The 17119-nt window shown below is 41.2% G+C and carries 21 protein-coding genes and 1 tRNA gene; 16 read left to right on the top strand and 6 right to left on the bottom strand.

Features of this window, described 5'->3' with window-relative positions; translation table 11 throughout:
• Positions 1–29: 29 nt before the first annotated feature.
• Positions 30–884 carry a DUF2911 domain-containing protein gene (locus EZV76_RS15420; RefSeq protein WP_136567460.1) on the bottom strand — a complete coding sequence of 285 codons (855 nt, stop codon included), beginning with the start codon at positions 882–884 and terminating at the stop codon, positions 30–32.
• 159 nt (positions 885–1043) lie between these two features.
• On the opposite strand from EZV76_RS15420, the gene EZV76_RS15415 reads away from it, so the two are divergent.
• The 10 genes from EZV76_RS15415 (at position 1044) to EZV76_RS15370 (ending at position 8500) form a co-directional block, all read left to right on the top strand.
• The gene (locus EZV76_RS15415; RefSeq protein ID WP_136567459.1) at positions 1044–1535 is read left to right on the top strand and encodes an SRPBCC family protein; all 492 of its coding nucleotides are present in this window, start codon (positions 1044–1046) and stop codon (positions 1533–1535) included.
• Complete coding sequence (locus EZV76_RS15410) at positions 1535–2848, top strand: cryptochrome/photolyase family protein (RefSeq protein WP_136567458.1); 1314 nt, start codon at positions 1535–1537, stop codon at positions 2846–2848. The genes EZV76_RS15415 and EZV76_RS15410 overlap by 1 nt, the downstream gene beginning before the upstream one ends.
• Positions 2849–2945: 97 nt before the next feature.
• Positions 2946–4373 (top strand): amidohydrolase, encoded by a 1428-nt coding sequence (locus EZV76_RS15405; protein ID WP_136567457.1) that lies wholly within the window; start codon positions 2946–2948, stop codon positions 4371–4373.
• Between the two features lie 2 nt (positions 4374–4375).
• On the top strand, positions 4376–5260 hold the full coding sequence (locus EZV76_RS15400) for a VOC family protein (protein ID WP_236640940.1): 885 nt from the start codon (positions 4376–4378) through the stop codon (positions 5258–5260).
• 4 nt (positions 5261–5264) lie between these two features.
• A complete protein-coding gene (locus tag EZV76_RS15395; protein WP_136567456.1) occupies positions 5265–6272 on the top strand; it encodes a pirin family protein in 1008 nt (335 codons plus the stop codon).
• Positions 6273–6405: 133 nt separating this feature from the next.
• A complete protein-coding gene (locus tag EZV76_RS15390) occupies positions 6406–6744 on the top strand; it encodes a metalloregulator ArsR/SmtB family transcription factor (protein ID WP_136567477.1) in 339 nt (112 codons plus the stop codon).
• Positions 6731–7183 carry an SRPBCC domain-containing protein gene (locus tag EZV76_RS15385; protein ID WP_136567455.1) on the top strand — a complete coding sequence of 151 codons (453 nt, stop codon included), beginning with the start codon at positions 6731–6733 and terminating at the stop codon, positions 7181–7183. The genes EZV76_RS15390 and EZV76_RS15385 overlap by 14 nt, the downstream gene beginning before the upstream one ends.
• Positions 7180–7677 carry an SRPBCC family protein gene (locus EZV76_RS15380; RefSeq protein WP_136567454.1) on the top strand — a complete coding sequence of 166 codons (498 nt, stop codon included), beginning with the start codon at positions 7180–7182 and terminating at the stop codon, positions 7675–7677. The genes EZV76_RS15385 and EZV76_RS15380 overlap by 4 nt, the downstream gene beginning before the upstream one ends.
• Positions 7678–7689: 12 nt before the next feature.
• Entirely contained in the window at positions 7690–8070 is a 381-nt protein-coding gene (locus EZV76_RS15375) for a DoxX family membrane protein (RefSeq protein ID WP_136567453.1), read from the top strand.
• A gap of 13 nt (positions 8071–8083) precedes the next feature.
• Positions 8084–8500 carry an SRPBCC family protein gene (locus EZV76_RS15370; RefSeq protein WP_136567452.1) on the top strand — a complete coding sequence of 139 codons (417 nt, stop codon included), beginning with the start codon at positions 8084–8086 and terminating at the stop codon, positions 8498–8500.
• 4 nt (positions 8501–8504) lie between these two features.
• On the opposite strand, the gene murA is transcribed toward EZV76_RS15370, so the two are convergent.
• The 3 genes from murA to EZV76_RS15355 form a co-directional block, all read right to left on the bottom strand.
• Positions 8505–9812, bottom strand: coding sequence for a UDP-N-acetylglucosamine 1-carboxyvinyltransferase (gene murA, locus EZV76_RS15365; protein WP_136567451.1), 1308 nt, complete (start codon positions 9810–9812; stop codon positions 8505–8507).
• Positions 9813–9827: 15 nt separating this feature from the next.
• Positions 9828–10475 (bottom strand): DUF4290 domain-containing protein, encoded by a 648-nt coding sequence (locus EZV76_RS15360; protein WP_136567450.1) that lies wholly within the window; start codon positions 10473–10475, stop codon positions 9828–9830.
• 84 nt (positions 10476–10559) lie between these two features.
• Entirely contained in the window at positions 10560–10847 is a 288-nt protein-coding gene (locus EZV76_RS15355; protein ID WP_136567449.1) for a DUF493 family protein, read from the bottom strand.
• An 85-nt stretch (positions 10848–10932) separates the two neighbouring features.
• Here EZV76_RS15355 and EZV76_RS15350 point away from each other — a divergent pair, with 85 nt between their 5' ends.
• The 5 genes from EZV76_RS15350 to EZV76_RS15330 all read left to right on the top strand — a co-directional run bounded on the left by EZV76_RS15350 (position 10933) and on the right by EZV76_RS15330 (position 15463).
• Positions 10933–11496, top strand: coding sequence for an AAA family ATPase (locus EZV76_RS15350; RefSeq protein WP_136567448.1), 564 nt, complete (start codon positions 10933–10935; stop codon positions 11494–11496).
• On the top strand, positions 11496–13391 hold the full coding sequence (locus EZV76_RS15345; protein WP_136567447.1) for a RecQ family ATP-dependent DNA helicase: 1896 nt from the start codon (positions 11496–11498) through the stop codon (positions 13389–13391). Before EZV76_RS15350 ends, EZV76_RS15345 begins: the two co-directional genes overlap by 1 nt.
• Complete coding sequence (gene fmt, locus EZV76_RS15340) at positions 13369–14331, top strand: methionyl-tRNA formyltransferase (protein WP_439108202.1); 963 nt, start codon at positions 13369–13371, stop codon at positions 14329–14331. The genes EZV76_RS15345 and fmt overlap by 23 nt, the downstream gene beginning before the upstream one ends.
• 176 nt (positions 14332–14507) lie before the next feature.
• Positions 14508–14780, top strand: a complete 273-nt coding sequence (locus tag EZV76_RS15335; RefSeq protein WP_116218957.1) for an HU family DNA-binding protein — start codon at positions 14508–14510, stop codon at positions 14778–14780.
• Positions 14781–14902: 122 nt separating this feature from the next.
• Positions 14903–15463 (top strand): YqgE/AlgH family protein, encoded by a 561-nt coding sequence (locus EZV76_RS15330; RefSeq protein WP_136567475.1) that lies wholly within the window; start codon positions 14903–14905, stop codon positions 15461–15463.
• Here EZV76_RS15330 and EZV76_RS15325 read toward each other — a convergent pair.
• Positions 15456–16310, bottom strand: coding sequence for an aminotransferase class IV (locus tag EZV76_RS15325; RefSeq protein WP_136567446.1), 855 nt, complete (start codon positions 16308–16310; stop codon positions 15456–15458). The two genes, EZV76_RS15330 and EZV76_RS15325, sit on opposite strands and share 8 nt — an antisense overlap.
• Positions 16311–16362: 52 nt before the next feature.
• On the bottom strand, positions 16363–16746 hold the full coding sequence (locus EZV76_RS15320; RefSeq protein ID WP_136567445.1) for an START-like domain-containing protein: 384 nt from the start codon (positions 16744–16746) through the stop codon (positions 16363–16365).
• Between the two features lie 138 nt (positions 16747–16884).
• Between EZV76_RS15320 and EZV76_RS15315 the strand changes: the two genes are divergently transcribed.
• Positions 16885–16958 (top strand) — tRNA-Met (locus EZV76_RS15315).
• Positions 16959–17119: the final 161 nt, after the last annotated feature.

Here is a 17119-nt window from a genome sequence, read left to right as displayed (position 1 = left end):
AGCAGGCTTTTTTCGAATAATCTAAAATTTTACTCGGTTTCCCATTCTTTCAAGGAATCCTTGTTCATTTTTACGTAATCTTGATTACCAGCTGATTGAGCTGCTACCAGAGATTTCTTAGCTGCCTCTATGGCTCCCTTTTTATCGCCCAATTTGGCATAGATCAAAGACTGGACACGTGTCATCCAATAGGTACTTCCATCTCCCATGGAAACTGCCTTGTCTATCCACTCTTTGGCTTTGCCCATGTTCATGCCTTCACTATGATAGTAAGAAGCAGCGGCGAAATAATCGTTGGCCGTTAAATTACCGGGGGTTGCCATTGCTGCCTCAATACTCGCTGTAGCCTTGGCCACGGTAGGAACCACAAACTTTACCCCAACATATACTTTTTCCCAAAGTATACCCAAAGCGCCACCATTGTTATGAAGATCATCAATGGTCATGGTAAAGGTTTCAATAGGAACCGGCATAGGGTACACTTCTACCTTTACTGTAGCCGCAACTTTGGAAGCATCCCATTCTTGCGGAGTACCCCAATTTTCAGTATCAGAATAGAAAATTACTTCCCAAACAGCTTCTCCCGGTTTGGTATAGATGGCATAAGACCCTGCTTTCAATTCTTTCCCTTCAACAACAACATCATCACCGAAAGTAATGGTAGAGTTTTTGTTTGCTCCAGTTCTCCATAGAGCATCATAGGGAACCAAATCACCAAAAATGGTTCTGCCGCGCATTGAAGGTCGGGAGTATTCCACTACCACATTGGTAAGACCTACGGTCTGTTCCAATTTAGACGCAGGACTAGGTGGTGGGGTTTGTATCTGCGCTTCCAAAGAAACCGAAAGCATAGCCACAAATAATAATAGTGCAAATTTTTTCATAGGAATAGTGTTTTAAATTGTTAGTGGAACAAAGCTAATTATAAAGAAATGTTGTATTTGTTAACAAATCCTTAAAGAATATGTCACTTAATAATTGTTTAACTTTTAAATATATTTATTAAACATTTTGTATTTTTGTTAGGACTTTAACGATTTTGTATGTATCAACTAAAGGCCACGCAGATATTACCTATTTCAAAAAAAGAGGCTTGGGAATTTTTATCCAATCCAAAAAACTTGAAAACCATAACTCCCCGCCATATGGGATTCCATATTTTGGATGGAGCCGATGGTAAAATGTTCCCGGGACAAATTATTCAATATAAAGTAAAGCCATTTCCTTTCGCCAATTTTAGATGGGTCACTGAAATTACCCATGTTGTGGATAATGATTATTTTGTTGATGAACAACGTTTTGGTCCTTATGTACTCTGGCACCACAAGCATTTTTTAAAGGAAACCTTGAACGGAACCGTTATGGAAGACATTGTGGACTACAAACTACCATTTGGGTTTTTTGGTCGATTGGCTCATTTCATTTGGATAGAAAAACAATTGAAGCATATTTTCAGGTACCGTGAGGAAAAGCTAACCCAACTGTTTGGTAATGTTAAGGACACCAAAAACTCAATATCGACCAAACGTATTTAATGGCAAAAACTGTGACTATATTTTGGTTCCGCCGCGATTTAAGGTTAGAGGACAACGTGGGATTGTATCATGCCCTTAAAAGCGAGAACCCCGTACTTCCTATATTTATTTTTGATGCGGAAATACTGGATAAACTACCCAAAGACGATGCCCGGGTTACTTTTATTTATGAACAGCTTCAAAAAATCAGGGAAACTTTGCGAGCCAAATTTCAAGGAAATCTTGCCCTTTTTCATGGAAATCCTGTGACCATTTTTAAAAATCTCATTTCTAGCTATGCAATAGAGACCGTTTATACCAATCATGACTACGAACCCTATGCCAAACAGCGAGATTCTGAAATAAAATCACTCGTGGAGGAGCATGGGATTAAATTCAATACTTACAAAGATCAGGTCATATTTGAGAAAAATGAAGTGATAAAAAATGATGGAGACCCATATGTGGTATATACTCCTTACATGAAACGTTGGAAAGAAAGTTTCAATCCATCCAAACATCTGAATATGCACGATTCGTATGCATTGCTTCGAGAAGGTGTCTTTAAGGATGTTGATTTGCCAAACCTAAACCTGTCCGACATTGGGTTTTCCAAATCAAGTATTAAAGTCCATGACTATAACATCGCTCCAGAATTCATACAACAGTACGAGGAGACCCGGAACTTCCCTGCGCTGGAAAAGGGCACATCCAAATTGGGCCCACACTTACGGTTCGGTACGGTCTCTATCCGAAGAATGGTGCAAAAAGCAATTTCCGAAAAAAACGAAGTATTTTGGAACGAACTTATCTGGCGGGAGTTTTTCATGCAAATCCTGTGGCACTATCCACATACCGTCAATAAAGCGTTTAAACCTAAATATGACCGTATTTTATGGCGCAACAATGAGAACGAGTTTGAACTTTGGAAATCCGGGAATACCGGCTATGCCTTTGTGGATGCTGGCATGCGGGAACTCAACACCACAGGCTTTATGCATAACAGGGTTCGCATGATCGTAGCTAGTTTTTTGTGCAAGCATTTACTCATTGATTGGCGATGGGGAGAAGCCTATTTTGCTGAAAAATTATTGGATTACGAATTGGCCAGCAATGTTGGCAATTGGCAATGGGCTGCCGGAAGCGGTGTAGATGCCGCACCGTATTTCAGGATTTTCAACCCTATGACCCAAATTGAAAAATTCGACAAGCAGAAAGAGTACATTTTAAAGTGGGTCCCGGAATTACAGGAACTTACCTATCCAGAAAAAATGGTAGATCACAAAATGGCCAGAGAGCGCTGCTTAAAAGTTTACAAAGAGGCGGTGGGTTAATCCTTTTTCAGTATTTTTAGTATTCGTTCAATCTCTTGGGGTTTTAATCATTAATCCTAGGTGATTGAAACATTTAACCGACTCAAACATTTTGAAAATGAAGAAAATTGCAACCTTGCTCCTTTTGGGTTTCATTTCGTTGAACCTTTCCGCACAAAAACTTACATCAAACAAAAAGGCGATTATCGCTTCCGTGGAACATCACAAAGATAACTTGATCAAGATCAGTGATTCTATTTGGGCCTTGGCGGAAACCGCCTTTGAAGAATCAGAATCTGCTGAAATTCTGGCCAAGTACGCAGAAAAAAACGGGTTGAAGGTCACACGGGGCGTTGCAGACATCCCCACAGCCTTTACGGCAACCTATGGATCCGGAGAACCTGTGATCAGTGTTTTGGGCGAGTTCGATGCCCTTCCCGGACTTTCACAAAACACCGTCCCTACCAAGGACCCTCGTATCGATGGGGCCCCTGGACATGGGTGCGGACATAACATGTTCGGAGCCGCCAGTTTAGGAGCTGCCATCGCCATAAAAGAACAGATTGAAGCGGGAAAAATAAAAGGCACGGTCAAGTTCCTGGGCACCCCTGCCGAAGAAAAATATTTTGCCAAAGTATGGATGGTAAAAGCAGGGCTTTGGGATGATGTGGACGTGAACGTAAGCTGGCACCCCGGAGCCAATATAGAGGCTGATGTACAAAGTGGCCTCTCCCTAATTGATTTCATTGTGGAATTCTACGGACAAGCAGCACACGCTTCGGCCGACCCATGGAACGGACGAAGTGCTTCTGATGCATTGGAACTATACACCACGGGAATCAATTATTATAGGGAACATATAAGACCAACTTCCAGGATCCATTACCATATCCAAGATGGGGGTCAAGTGGTCAATGTGGTACCTGATTATTCCAAGATATGGGTACGTGTTCGCGACCCCAAAAGAAAAGTGATGCTACCTACGTACGAGCAAGTAAAAAAAATGGCCGAAGGTGCGGCAATTATGGCCAATGTAGATTATAAAATCTCATTGGTTTCAGGAATTTATGAAACCTTGGTGAACCGTTCGGGAGGGGAAATCATGCAAAAAAATCTAGAACTCTTGGGTCCCATCACCTATACTGATGAAGAGATTGCCTATGGCAAAGCCATCCAAGAGGCCACAGGAAAACCGCAGGTGGGCATGGATAGTAATATTAATCCACTTCTTGATACCCAAGAATTGCCCGGAGGCGGTTCAACCGATGTGGGGGATGTTAGTTGGAATGTACCCAACATCAACCTCAGTGTCACCGTTGCACCCAAAGATACCCCATGGCACTCATGGGCCGTTGTGGCCTGTGGAGGAATGAGCATTGGTCATAAAGGTATGGTCTATGCTGCAAAAGCCATGGGAATGACCATGCTGGACCTTTTTGAAAACCCCAAATTGGTAGACAAGGTAAAAGAAGAATACAAGACCCGTAAAGGAGACGAAAAATATGAGGCCATGATAGATGGTCCTCCTCCTATTCAAGGACAATAAAAATGAAAAAAATACTATTTGTAAGCCTGCTTCTCGCAGGCTTTTTCAACTTGCAATCGCAAAATCTTGATCTTTCAATTTTTGAACCCTTGATGGGCAAAACCTGGAAGGCCGAGGGAACTTGGGGAGATGGTTCCAAATTTCAACAGGAAATCACTTTTACTTATGACTTAGGTTCTAGCTTGGTGATAACCGAAAGCAAAGGATTCACCAATCAAGAGCAAACCACTTTTGGACCAAGAAATCATGGAATCCGCAAATATGACCCACAAAACCAAACCATAGTTTTCTGGGAGTTTGATGTCTTTGGAGGTGTGACACAAGGCACAGTTACCCAAAAGGGAAAAGACATCATTTACACTTATGATTATGGAGGAACCCAAGTAACCGATTATTGGGAATATGTGGATGCCAACACCTATAATTTTACGGTAGGCAGCTATAATGATGGGGGCTGGGCACAAACTTATCTTCAAACCCAGTTCAAAGCGGATTCACTCAACTTTGGTTTCACTTTTGACCATTATTCCTTGATCGTTACCAAATTGATGGAAACGGGTGATTTTTATCGGGATGTCTTTGGATTGACCGAGATTCCTCACCCAGATAAAGCTCCAGGTTTTAGGTGGTTTCAAATTCAAGGCAACTCACAATTACATCTTATTAAAAAGGACGTGGATGTTATTGTTAAACACAAGAGAATGCACCTAAGCCTATCCACTCAAAACTTAGAAGGGTTTATTGAACATTTATTGGCGAAGGACATCGATTTTTATGATTGGCCTGGGAACAAGAGTTCCATAACAGACCGTTCAGATGGAGTAAAGCAAATCTACATTCAAGATCCAGAAGGGTATTGGATAGAAATTAATACAGTAAAGCATTAAACTTATGAGCAACCCTGTTATACAAACAATTCCTTTAGGCTTTCCTTGGCAGATCCAAGATCCATTTCTTTTTGCTGTATACCATTTGGACCATTATCCCAAAGGAAATGGCGAAATGGGACCGGAACCAGAGCTCCTCAAAGGAAGAAATATGGGCAGTGACTTTGACCCCACCCTAAAATGGCGTATGTATCATGGCACAACTATACCAGGTTTTCCCTATCATCCCCATCGTGGTTTCGAGACCATAACCATTGTTAATAAAGGTTTCTGCGACCACTCTGATTCCTTGGGAGCCGCAGGAAGGTTTGGCGAAGGCGATGTACAATGGATGACAGCGGGACTAGGGGTACAACACTCCGAAATGTTCCCTTTGCTCCATGATGAAACTGACAATCCTTTGGAGCTGTTTCAAATCTGGTTGAATTTACCCAAGGCCAATAAGTTTGTGGAACCCCACTTTAAGATGCTATGGCATGAGGATATTCCCGTCATCAAAGAAGGAAATGCCCAAATAAAGGTCATTGCGGGAAATTATAAAGATACCCTCGCTTTATCCCCCGCACCAGATTCTTGGGCCGCAAATCCAAAAAATGATGTAGCCATCTGGAATATCTTGGTGGAGGCCGATACTGAATATACATTACCGAAATCAAATTCAGAAGTGACCCGAACACTCTATTTTTATGAAGGTTCCGAGATTTTTATAGGTGATCGTAAAGTAAATTCAAAATTTGGCATCGTGGTAAACCCCGCAGAAGACATCACCATAAAAATTGGGGCTGAAAAAGCTCATTTTTTACTCTTGCAAGGAAAACCCATTGCAGAACCTGTAGCAAAATATGGTCCCTTTGTAATGAATACCGAAGAGGAAATCCAACAGGCCATGGACGAATATCGCTTGACCCAATTTGGGGGTTGGCCATGGCCCTATCCAGACAATGTTCATGAGAAAGATAGAGGCAGATTTGCACTTTATCCTGATGGCTCACTAGTGGAAAAGGAATCGTAATTAGACTTATTTACCTGAAATAGAACAACAACCTTCACTAGAGGCATGTAAAATTTTCAAGAATTATTTGCGTAGTTAAATGGCTACACATATATTTGTAGCCATATAGCTTCATATTTTAAATTTCTTCATGATGAAATTGAGACGAGATCCATTCCAAGCCATTGCCGACCCAACACGCAGGGCCATATTGGTCCTACTCACATCACAAGCCATGACCGCTGGGGCCATTGCGGAAAACTTTGATGCGGCTCGGCCTACCATTTCCAAACATCTTCAAATCCTTAACGAATGTGATTTGGTCAAATCCAATCAACAGGGTAGGGAAATCTTCTATGAATTGAAGGTTGACAAGATGCAGGAAATTGACAGGTGGCTGGAACAGTTCAAAAAAATCTGGGAAAACCGTTTCGATAATCTGGACAGGTATTTGGCCGATCTCAAAAACGCAAAAAAGAATGGAAAACACTGAACGTAGACAACTATCAATCTCAAGAACCCTCAAAGCTCCCATTGAATTAGTGTGGGAAGTATGGACCACACCCGAGCATATTGCACAATGGTGGGGACCCAATGGTTTTACCAATAGCATACAGCAAATGGATGTTCGTGAAGGTGGTGAATGGAAACTGACCATGCACGGGCCAGATGGTACCAACTACCCTAACCGAAGTATTTACAAGGAAATTGTTCTCCACAAAAAAATTGTGTTTGAACACTTCAATCCACATTTTATTACCACCGTTGTCTTTGAGCCCAATGGAGAGGAAACTCACATGTCCTGGACCGCGGTGTTTGATTCTGAAGAAATCTTGCAGACCATAATCAAGGCCCACAAAGCTGATGAAGGCATGAAACAAAACATCGCTAAACTTGAAAACTACATATCCAAATTAAAACCCTCTCTATGAAAACCAATCTCTTATTTGATTTTACCGTAAACAACCAAAAAAGAAGTGTACATGTAAAGCGGGAGTTTGCCGCTGAACAGGATGTGGTATGGGATGCTTTCACAAAACCAGAAATCCTTGACCAATGGTGGGCCCCACAACCATGGGTGGCCAAAACCAAGTCCATGGTGTTCGAAGTAGGTGGAAGACGCCTTTATGCCATGTGTGGCCCTGAAGGAGAAGAACATTGGGCCGTGGCCGATTTCACTTCTATTTCGCCAAAGACCAACTTTCAGTATATGGATGCCTTCTGCGATGCAGACGGAAACATCAATGACGAATTTCCAAGATCTAACTGGAATCTGGATTTTGTGAATCAGGGAGATACCACCTTGGTGTACATTACCATCAAACATAAAAACTTGTCCGATCTGGAAAAAATAATCGAACTTGGTTTCAAGGAAGGCTTTACCGTTGCTATGCAAGGGTTGGATTCCATATTGTCAAATTCATAAATCATCTCAACCATGAAACAAAAAATCATCACTGTTGTCAGTGTGCTGTTCGGCTTGATGTTCATCAATGCAGGATTGAACAAATTTTTCAACTACATGCCCGTTCCCGAAGACCTTCCGGAAAGTCTAATGCAAATGATGCAAGCCATTATGACTATGGATTGGTTGATCCCTCTTGTGGGTTTTGTGGAACTTGTAGGCGGCATGCTGTTCCTTTTCAAAAAGACCAGGGCGCTTGGGGCCATTGTCATTCTTCCTGTAATGGTGGGAATATTATTGATCAATACCGTTACAGACACTTCTGGACTTCCCATTGCGCTTCCCTTATTTGCCATCAACCTTTGGGTCATCATTGAAAACTGGCCCAAATACAAACCAATGTTCCAATCCTAAACCAGCTGTAAATATGGATACAACACCCATTACAATAGACGTCAACATTACTGCAACTTTAGATAAGGTGTGGGATTTTTACACCAAACCAGAACATATTACCCAGTGGAATTTTGCCGATGATAGTTGGCATTGTCCATCCGCAAAAAATGATTTGAGGAAAGGCGGAAAATACATAGCTCGAATGGAAGCCAAGGATGGCAGTTTTGGGTTTGACTTTGAAGCGGTTTACGACGAGGTCATTCCTCAAAAGAAAATTGCCTTCACTTTAGAGGACGGAAGAAAAACAATCGTCCTTTTTGAAGAATCCCACAAAGAAACCAAAGTCACCATAACCTTCGATGCTGAAAAAGAGAACTCTCTGGAGATGCAAAAGAATGGCTGGCAGGCCATTCTAAACAATTTCAAGAAGTATACTGAATCCCATTGAGGTTTTAGACCCTTACGATTTTAGCCCCTATGGCGCGTAAGCGTTCATCAATGTTCTCATAACCACGGTCTATCTGCTCAATGTTGTGGATCGTGGAAGTCCCTTTGGCCGAAAGTGCCGCTATCAATAGGGAAACCCCTGCCCTAATATCGGGCGAAACCATGGTAGTAGCCTTTAAGGTCGATTTAAAGTCGTGTCCAATCACTGTGGCCCTGTGGGGATCACAAAGAATGATTTTTGCCCCCATGTCTATCAACTTGTCCACAAAGAAAAGTCGGCTTTCGAACATTTTTTGATGAATAAGCACCTCTCCTTTGGCTTGCGTGGCCACAACAAGAAGAATGCTCAACAAATCAGGTGTAAGGCCGGGCCATGGCGCATCGGCAATCGTTAAGATAGAGCCATCTATGAAATTTTGGATTTCATAGCCTTTATCGTGTTTGGGAATAAAGATGTCATCATTCTTACGCTCCACCGTTATGCCCAACTTACGAAACACACTAGGAATCAACCCTAAATTGTCCCAACTTACATTTTTTATGGTCAGCTCACTTTGGGTCATCGCCGCCAGTCCGATCCAGCTTCCTATTTCAATCATATCGGGCAACATGGTATGTTCTGTACCTCCCAGTGTATCAACCCCCTCTATGGTCAAAAGGTTAGATCCAATTCCTGAAATCTTGGCTCCCATTCTATTCAGCATTTTACACAATTGCTGAAGGTATGGTTCACAAGCTGCATTGTATATGGTGGTGGTGCCTTCTGCAAGCACAGCGGCCATGACAATGTTGGCTGTTCCGGTAACCGATGCTTCATCCAAAAGCATGTAGGTACCTTTCAGTTTATTGGCTTCCACACCATAAAAATATTCTTCCTTATTGTATCGGAATTTTGCCCCCAGTTTAATAAATCCTTCAAAATGGGTATCCAAACGCCGTCTACCTATTTTATCGCCTCCAGGTTTGGGAATATACCCCATGCCAAATCTGGCCAACAAAGGTCCAACCAACATGATAGAGCCTCTAAGACCTCTACCCTCTTCCTTGAACTTTGCCGATTGCAGATACTCTAAATTGACATCATCTGCCATAAATGAATAAGACCCCTTTCCTTTCTTTTGGATTTTTACACCCAAATCTTCCAAAAGGGCAATAAGCTTATTTACATCTACAATGTCCGGGATATTGTGAATCGTGACTTTTTCACCGGTCAAAAGTACGGCACAAAGAATTTGTAACGCCTCATTCTTTGCCCCTTGGGGTGTAATCTCACCATGAAGTTGATGCCCACCCTCTATTCGAAATGTTCCCATGGATTTCTTTGGAGTTTAGTACCTTTTTTTTCTGTTGCGCTGCCCCTTTTTGCTTCCGCCTCCATTTCTGTTGGATTTGGCCTGTCTGTTTTTTAGGAACTGCCCGCTCTCAGTTAGGTTTTCCCCATCACCAGCTAAATCGATTTCACCATTGCTAAGCTCTTTCAAGTGACCAAAAATAGCCGCATCTTCCACGGTATCTTTGTTCCAAGTGAGGTAGCATTTTTTCATGTGGTTGGCTATGGCATACTCCAATCCGGAACGCATATCACCTTTTTCCCATTTTACGGCCACATCAATCATTCTTTTGATATTGTTTCCATAAAATCGATACTTCGGATGGTTTTGAGGATATTCCAAAGGTTCTGGCCTTTGTTGTAGCACTTCCTTGGATGTAATGGGAAACGGAGAGTCCACATCCAATTTAAAATCGGACATAATGAACAATTGATCCCAAAGTTTATGTTGAAAATCAGGCACATCTCGCAAATGGGGTTGAAGATTTCCCATAACACTGATGATGGCCTTGGCCTCCTTATTGCGCTCTTCTCTATCCGCTATGGAAACCGCATGATCCACCATTTTTTGAAAATGACGACCATATTCTGGAATAAAGAGCTTTGGACGCTCTGTATTGTATTCTAAATTCTCTACTACGTTCAAATTGAAATGTTTAATGAAATTAAATTATCGGGAAGTCTATCCGATAACGTCTGCAAAATAATAAAATTATGGCAATCTGTGGTTTTATAGGGAAATTATGCCTTCCACAGTCGATACTTCTTTGTATTTGGCTATCACTTCGTCCGGGTCCTTCATGTTTACAGTGATGGAAACGCTTGTATAGGTTCCTTTTTTAGACTTCTTTGACTCGATCACGGCTCCGGTATTATCAAAAATGGCATTGATTTCCTCTATACGCTTTTCATCTGTTGGCACAATAAACTTGAACAAATAATTGGATGGCCAGCTTGTAGTTTCCAACAGTTGGTCTTTAAGTCGCGCATAAAACTCATCTGTGTTTTCTTTCTCCATCCTTTTTTTTACAAATATATGGCTTACTGCCCAATTTTTTTTCCATTGACTGATTTCATTACTTTGTAGTCGTAAATTAATGTGTTTGGGCAAGAACAAAGTAGTTGTTACAGGAGCTCCGGGAACAGGAAAAACATCTATAATCCATGGTTTGGAGCAAAGAGGATTCCATTGTTTCCATGAGATCATTAGGGATATGACCTTCAAGGCAAGGCTAGAGGGCGATGGAGATACACATGTCTCCAATCCCTTGGTTTTTGTTGATGATGCCTTGCAATTCAACAAGGATTTGCTCTATGGAAGGGCAGAGCATTATCAGAAATCCCTGGAAATGGATGTCCCTCTAAGTTTTTTTGACCGCGGCATCCCAGATGTGCTTGCTTATATGGACTTCTTTGGACAACCTTATGGAAAGGAGTTTTTGGACACCTGTAGGTTTAACCGGTATGATACCATTTTCATTGTTCCGCCATGGCAGGAAATCTATGTGTCGGACAATGAACGTCTGGAAACTTTTGAAGAGGCGGAGAACATCCATGATGCCCTGATGAATACGTACACCCAATTTGGCTATAACCCCATTGAAGTGCCAAAAGATGCAGTCCCCAATCGGATTGATTTTATTTTGGAAACCCTTAATCAACTTTAGTGCAAAAAGAAGCAACGGTTATTTTAAAGGAATTCTGGGGCTATGATGATTTCAGGGGATCCCAAAAGTCCATTATTGATGCAATCATAGCTGGAAACGATGTGTTGGCACTAATGCCAACAGGTGGAGGAAAATCGCTTTGCTACCAAGTTCCAGCAATGACCATGGACGGGCTTTGCATTGTAGTTTCCCCACTAGTAGCTTTAATACAAGACCAAGTAAAGCAATTAAAGGCACGAGGCATTAAGGCCATTGCACTAACCGGCGGCATTCCTTTTGAGGAACTCAACGACCTTTTGGACAATTGTCTATTTGGCAATTACAAATTCCTCTACCTTTCGCCGGAAAGACTGCAACAGTCCATTATTCAGGAAAGAATCCAAGAAATGAACGTGAACCTTATTGCCATTGATGAGGCCCACTGTATTTCGCAATGGGGAAACGATTTTAGACCTGCTTATTTGGATTGCTCCATACTTAAAGAGTTAAAACCAGATACTCCCACTATTGCCTTAACAGCTACGGCCACACCCCAAGTAGTTGATGACATCATCCAAAACTTGAAACTCGATAGTGCTGCCATTTTCAAGGATTCGTTTTCAAGGTCAAATATTGTCTTTAAGGTAAAACGAACCGAGGACAAGTTATATCAATTAAAAAAGTATATGGGCAAATTTCCGGGAAGTTCCATTGTTTATGTCCGTTCACGAAAGATGACCCAACAGCTCTCGGAATTTTTGAACCGGAATGGAGTAAAGGCTGCTTTTTTTCATGGGGGCATCACCAAAACGGAGAAGGAAGAGAAGCTCAACCTCTGGTTGGAAGGAAAGTTGAATACCATGGTGGCCACCAATGCCTTTGGCATGGGCGTGGACAAACCAGATGTCCGTTTGGTAGTTCATTACCAAATCCCGGATAGTCTGGAGAGCTATTTCCAAGAGGCAGGAAGAGCAGGAAGGGATGGAAAACCTTCAACCGCCATTATTTTGACCACATTGGAAGACCAAGAAAGGGCAAAGCAGCAATTTCTTTCCAACTTGCCGGATGTAGCTTTTGTAAAGAATGTATATTCCAAGTTGAACAACTATTTTCAGATTTCTTATGGAGAGTCCCTAGAAGAACCTTTGGAATTTAGATTCAATAAGTTCTGTAAACGGTATGACCTTAATCCAAATACCACATATAATGCACTGAAAATCCTGGACCAAAATTCCGTTCTCTCCCTATCGGAAAACTTTAAGGAAAAAACCCTGTTGCAATTTGTAGCATCAAAAGCGGGTATTTTTTCTTATCTGGACAAAAACCGTACCTCTGCAACAATTATACAGACCATTCTCCGGACCTATGGAGGAATAACGGAATATGAAACAAAAATAAACCTGCATCTACTATCCAAGAAAACCGGCAAGAATGAAAAAGCATTAAAAAAACTCTTGAAACAATTACAGGACGATGGTATTGTAAAATATCAGAACAATACAAGTGATTTGGAAATCAATTTTTTGGTTCCAAGGGAAGATGATCACACCATAAATCCCTTTGCCAAGAAAATTCGTGAACTCAATGCTGTGAAACAAGGCAACATGGAGGCCATGCTGGGTTACGTCCAGAACAAGAAAATTTGTAGAAGCATCTATCTTTTAAAGTATTTTGGAGAAAATGCGAAGGAAAAGTGTGGCACATGCGATATTTGCACCAAAGGGAACAAGTTAAAATCCCCTGTGAAATTGGAGGAAAGAATCTTAGCCCTTTTAAACCTTGGACCAAGTACCTCCAGAAAGTTGGAGAAAGCCACTGGGGCAAATGAAAAGGATTTATTGCAGGCTCTACAGGGTCTTTTGGAAGATGAAATGATTGTTTTAAACCATATTAATGAGTATGCCATCAGAGAGTAAATTACGAATTGTTTTTATGGGCACCCCAGATTTTGCCGTGGCCAGTTTTAAAAGTATCCTTGAAGCGGGTTTTAAAGTTGTGGGAGCAATCACAGCTCCTGACAGACCTGCTGGCAGGGGACGAAAAGTGCAGGCATCAGCAGTAAAACAATTTGCTCTGGAACATCAAATAAAGGTATTGCAGCCAACCAATTTAAAGGATGAATCTTTTTTGGAAGAGCTACGGGAGCTAAAAGCTGATTTACAAGTAGTGGTCGCTTTTCGGATGTTACCCAAAATAGTATGGCAAATGCCAAAATATGGCACGTTTAACCTGCATGCCTCGCTTCTGCCCCAATATCGTGGTGCAGCGCCCATCAATTGGGCCATTATCAACGGGGAAACAGAAACAGGGGTAACTACATTTTTTATAGATGATAAAATAGACACAGGGAGTATCATCCTGCAAAAGAAAGAAGACATACTTCCTGAAGACAATGCAGGGACATTGCACGACAGGTTGATGGAGGTAGGAGCCAGTTTGGTGGTGGAAACCTGCCAGCAGATAGTTTCCGGTACAGTGAAGCGTTTGCCCCAGAAGGAAACTGCAAACCTTAAACCTGCGCACAAAATCCATAAAGAAACCTGCCGTGTGGATTGGGAAGCACCATTAGAGGAAATACATAATCTTATCCGTGGCTTAAGCCCTTACCCTGCCGCATGGACCCATTTGGTGAACCATGGCAAGGAAGAGGCCATAAAAATATATGAAACCCAGATAGAGTCCAAAATCCACAAACAACCAAACGGGCAGCTTTTGGTTGAAAAAAAAGCATTGAAGGTTGCCGTGAGTGGCGGTTACCTGCACATTTTGGAATTGCAACTTCCAGGGAAACGAAAAATGAAAGTTTCTGAAGTTTTAAATGGTTTGAACCTGGATGAAAATGCACACCTTCGCTAAACCCCTACAGTTAAAGGGCTGGGAAAAATCCGTTGTTTTTTCTGACTTTATCAACAAACGTTTCAAGTTATCAACAAAAACCCCTATTTCCCACGGTTTTACTTGCGTTAAATGCAAATCCGTATAAATTTGTTCAGCATTAAAATTATTTTAACAACAATTAATTTAATTCCATTATGAACAAAACAGAGTTAATCGATGCTATGGCAGCCGATGCGGGCATCACTAAGGCAGCAGCCAAAAAAGCATTGGAATCTTTCTTGGGAAATGTAGAGGGATCTCTTAAAAAAGGAAACAGAGTTTCCTTGGTTGGTTTTGGTTCTTGGTCCGTTTCCAGAAGAAACGCCAGGGAAGGTAGAAATCCACAGACTGGTAAGACCATCAAAATTGCAGCTAAGAACGTAGTAAAGTTCAAAGCAGGTGCAGAATTGAGTGGTGCAGTAAACTAATCAATTAGTATTAAAATATATCAAAGCACTTCTGAGAAGAAGTGCTTTTTTATTTTCAGGATGCTTTTGTTTTTGTAAATGTTGTATATTATACAGCAATTAAAGTCAAGTAGTCCATGAAAATGGTGAGCCTAAAGCCTCAAAAAGGAAAGTTACTTGTTGCAGAACCTTCCCTGACTGGAGATGTTTCTTTCAACAGATCTGTGGTGCTTATCGCAGAGCATAACCACGAAGGCTCTGTTGGGTTTATCCTTAACAAACCTTTGGACTACACCATTTGCGATCTTGTTTCTGAAATCACCATTCCTTTTAAAGTATTCAATGGTGGCCCTGTAGAGCAAGACAATCTATATTTTATCCATAAAGTCCCGAATTTGATTGAGGACAGTGTTGAAATCTCAGATGGTATTTTTTGGGGAGGAAACTTTGAAAAAATCGTATCGCTCGTCAACAACGGAATTATTACCGAACAGGACATTCGTTTCTTTCTGGGTTATTCTGGGTGGGGTTCTAGGCAACTGGACCAAGAACTATCCTCTAAATCATGGGTAGTGGTAAAAAATGAGTATGAAAGTGGTATCCTGGAAAAATCATCCATTGCTTTTTGGAAAGAAAAAATGGTGGAACTGGGTGGGGATTACCTATTATGGTCCAACGCTCCTGAGAATCCTGCACTCAACTAGTCTGAGCCATCCTTGCCTTGGCGTTCAATTTTCCCACTAGATTTTTGCCAATCTCATTTTTAAATACCTTTTTTCGATATTTACTTATAGGCTGGATTCCAACAATACTATTGGTTATAAAAAGCTCATCCGCTTTTTGAAGCTCAAAGGGAGAAATGGACTCTTCCGCAAATTGATAGGCTTCGGTAGCTTCCACAATCTCAATGATTTTTTTTCTGATAATACCGTCCAAACAACCATCTGCCAAAGGTGGAGTTTTAATTGTATCCCCATGGACCACAAAAAGATTACCTCCAATGGCTTCCACCACATGCTTGTCCGTATTGATCAACAAACAACTGTCACACCCATTTTCTTGGGCATACACGCTGGCAACTACATTGAGTATTTTATTTGTGCTCTTTAGATTAGACAACATATCTCTGTTGACATAATAGTCCTTAAAAAGCTCAACTTCATAAGCGTTTTCCGAAATCAGATAGAAAGGGGATTCCATTTTTTCAACCTCAATGAGGTAAGACACTGTATTGGTCAAGGGGCTGTATAACCCCCCATCATTTCTAAAAACAGTGACCCGTACCCGCACGGCTTCATTTTCCAACTGATTTTCAACTATGGTATTTTTGATTTCCCCTTCCAGAAACTCCATGGTAAACTCCATTGGAATTTCCATTCGTACTATCCGCATGGAGGCCATCAACCTAAAATAATGGTCTTCCCAAAAGAAGAGGTCTCCCTTAATGCATCTGAGGGTTTCAAAAAGGGCATCACCGTATTTGAGCCCTCTATTTTTGTGGGTAAGGATTTCCGCTTCGCTTGAAAAAAGCTTTCCGTTGAGATTCACCATATACACTCCTTGTCAAATCAAGGCCAAATATACGGCTTAGTTGAAAATACCCCTATTTGGAGCCGAGCACTTGTTTTAAGTCTGAAATTTGGTTTTCCCAGAGCATTTTTGCTTCATCAACTTCATCATCATCAGCAAAATCGGTGATGAAGAGTGAAACATCCTTGGTAATTTCATCCACTATGATTCGCATCTCAAAAAAAGAATCATCCTCATTGTCCACCCAAGTGAACTTGACAAATTCTTCGCTTTTTCGTTTAAGCATCTTTGCCTGTTCCTCTGCTCCATCCCAAATAAAAGTGAAAATTTCACCTCTGGAGTTAACATTGTCCGCATACCATTCTGATAGGCCAGACGGGGTGGAAATATATTGGTAAAGCAACTGTGGGGATGCTTGGATTACAAACTCAATTTCAAATTTTACCTTATCGCTCATTCTAATGTTCTATTATCCCTTTTCAACCATTGATATAATTTGGGAAGATAAAAAAATAAATATCAAATAATAAATTAATACTGAATTTTGATTCGGCAAAAATTAAACTTTATATTTGCAGCCGCTTAGCGAAACCACGGCGAGGTAGCTCAGGTGGTTAGAGCGCAGGATTCATAACCCTGAGGTCGGGAGTTCAAGTCTCCCTCTCGCTACATCCATGAGGGGTCAACCAATTGTTTATCAAATTGTTGGCCCTTCTTTTTTTACCCAGAACAGCAACAAATCTGGGTAGCTTAATTTGCATGTATCTATTTTTGGGTACCAACCAGACCTCTATGAAATTTATGGGCTAATCGCTAAAATTGTTTGATCT

Origin of the sequence: Flagellimonas alvinocaridis, from assembly GCF_004916895.1 — a bacterium.
GTDB lineage: Bacteria > Bacteroidota > Bacteroidia > Flavobacteriales > Flavobacteriaceae > Flagellimonas > Flagellimonas alvinocaridis.
Note: the sequence above shows the minus strand (reverse complement) of the source record. Positions and strands in the feature narration are given on the sequence as shown.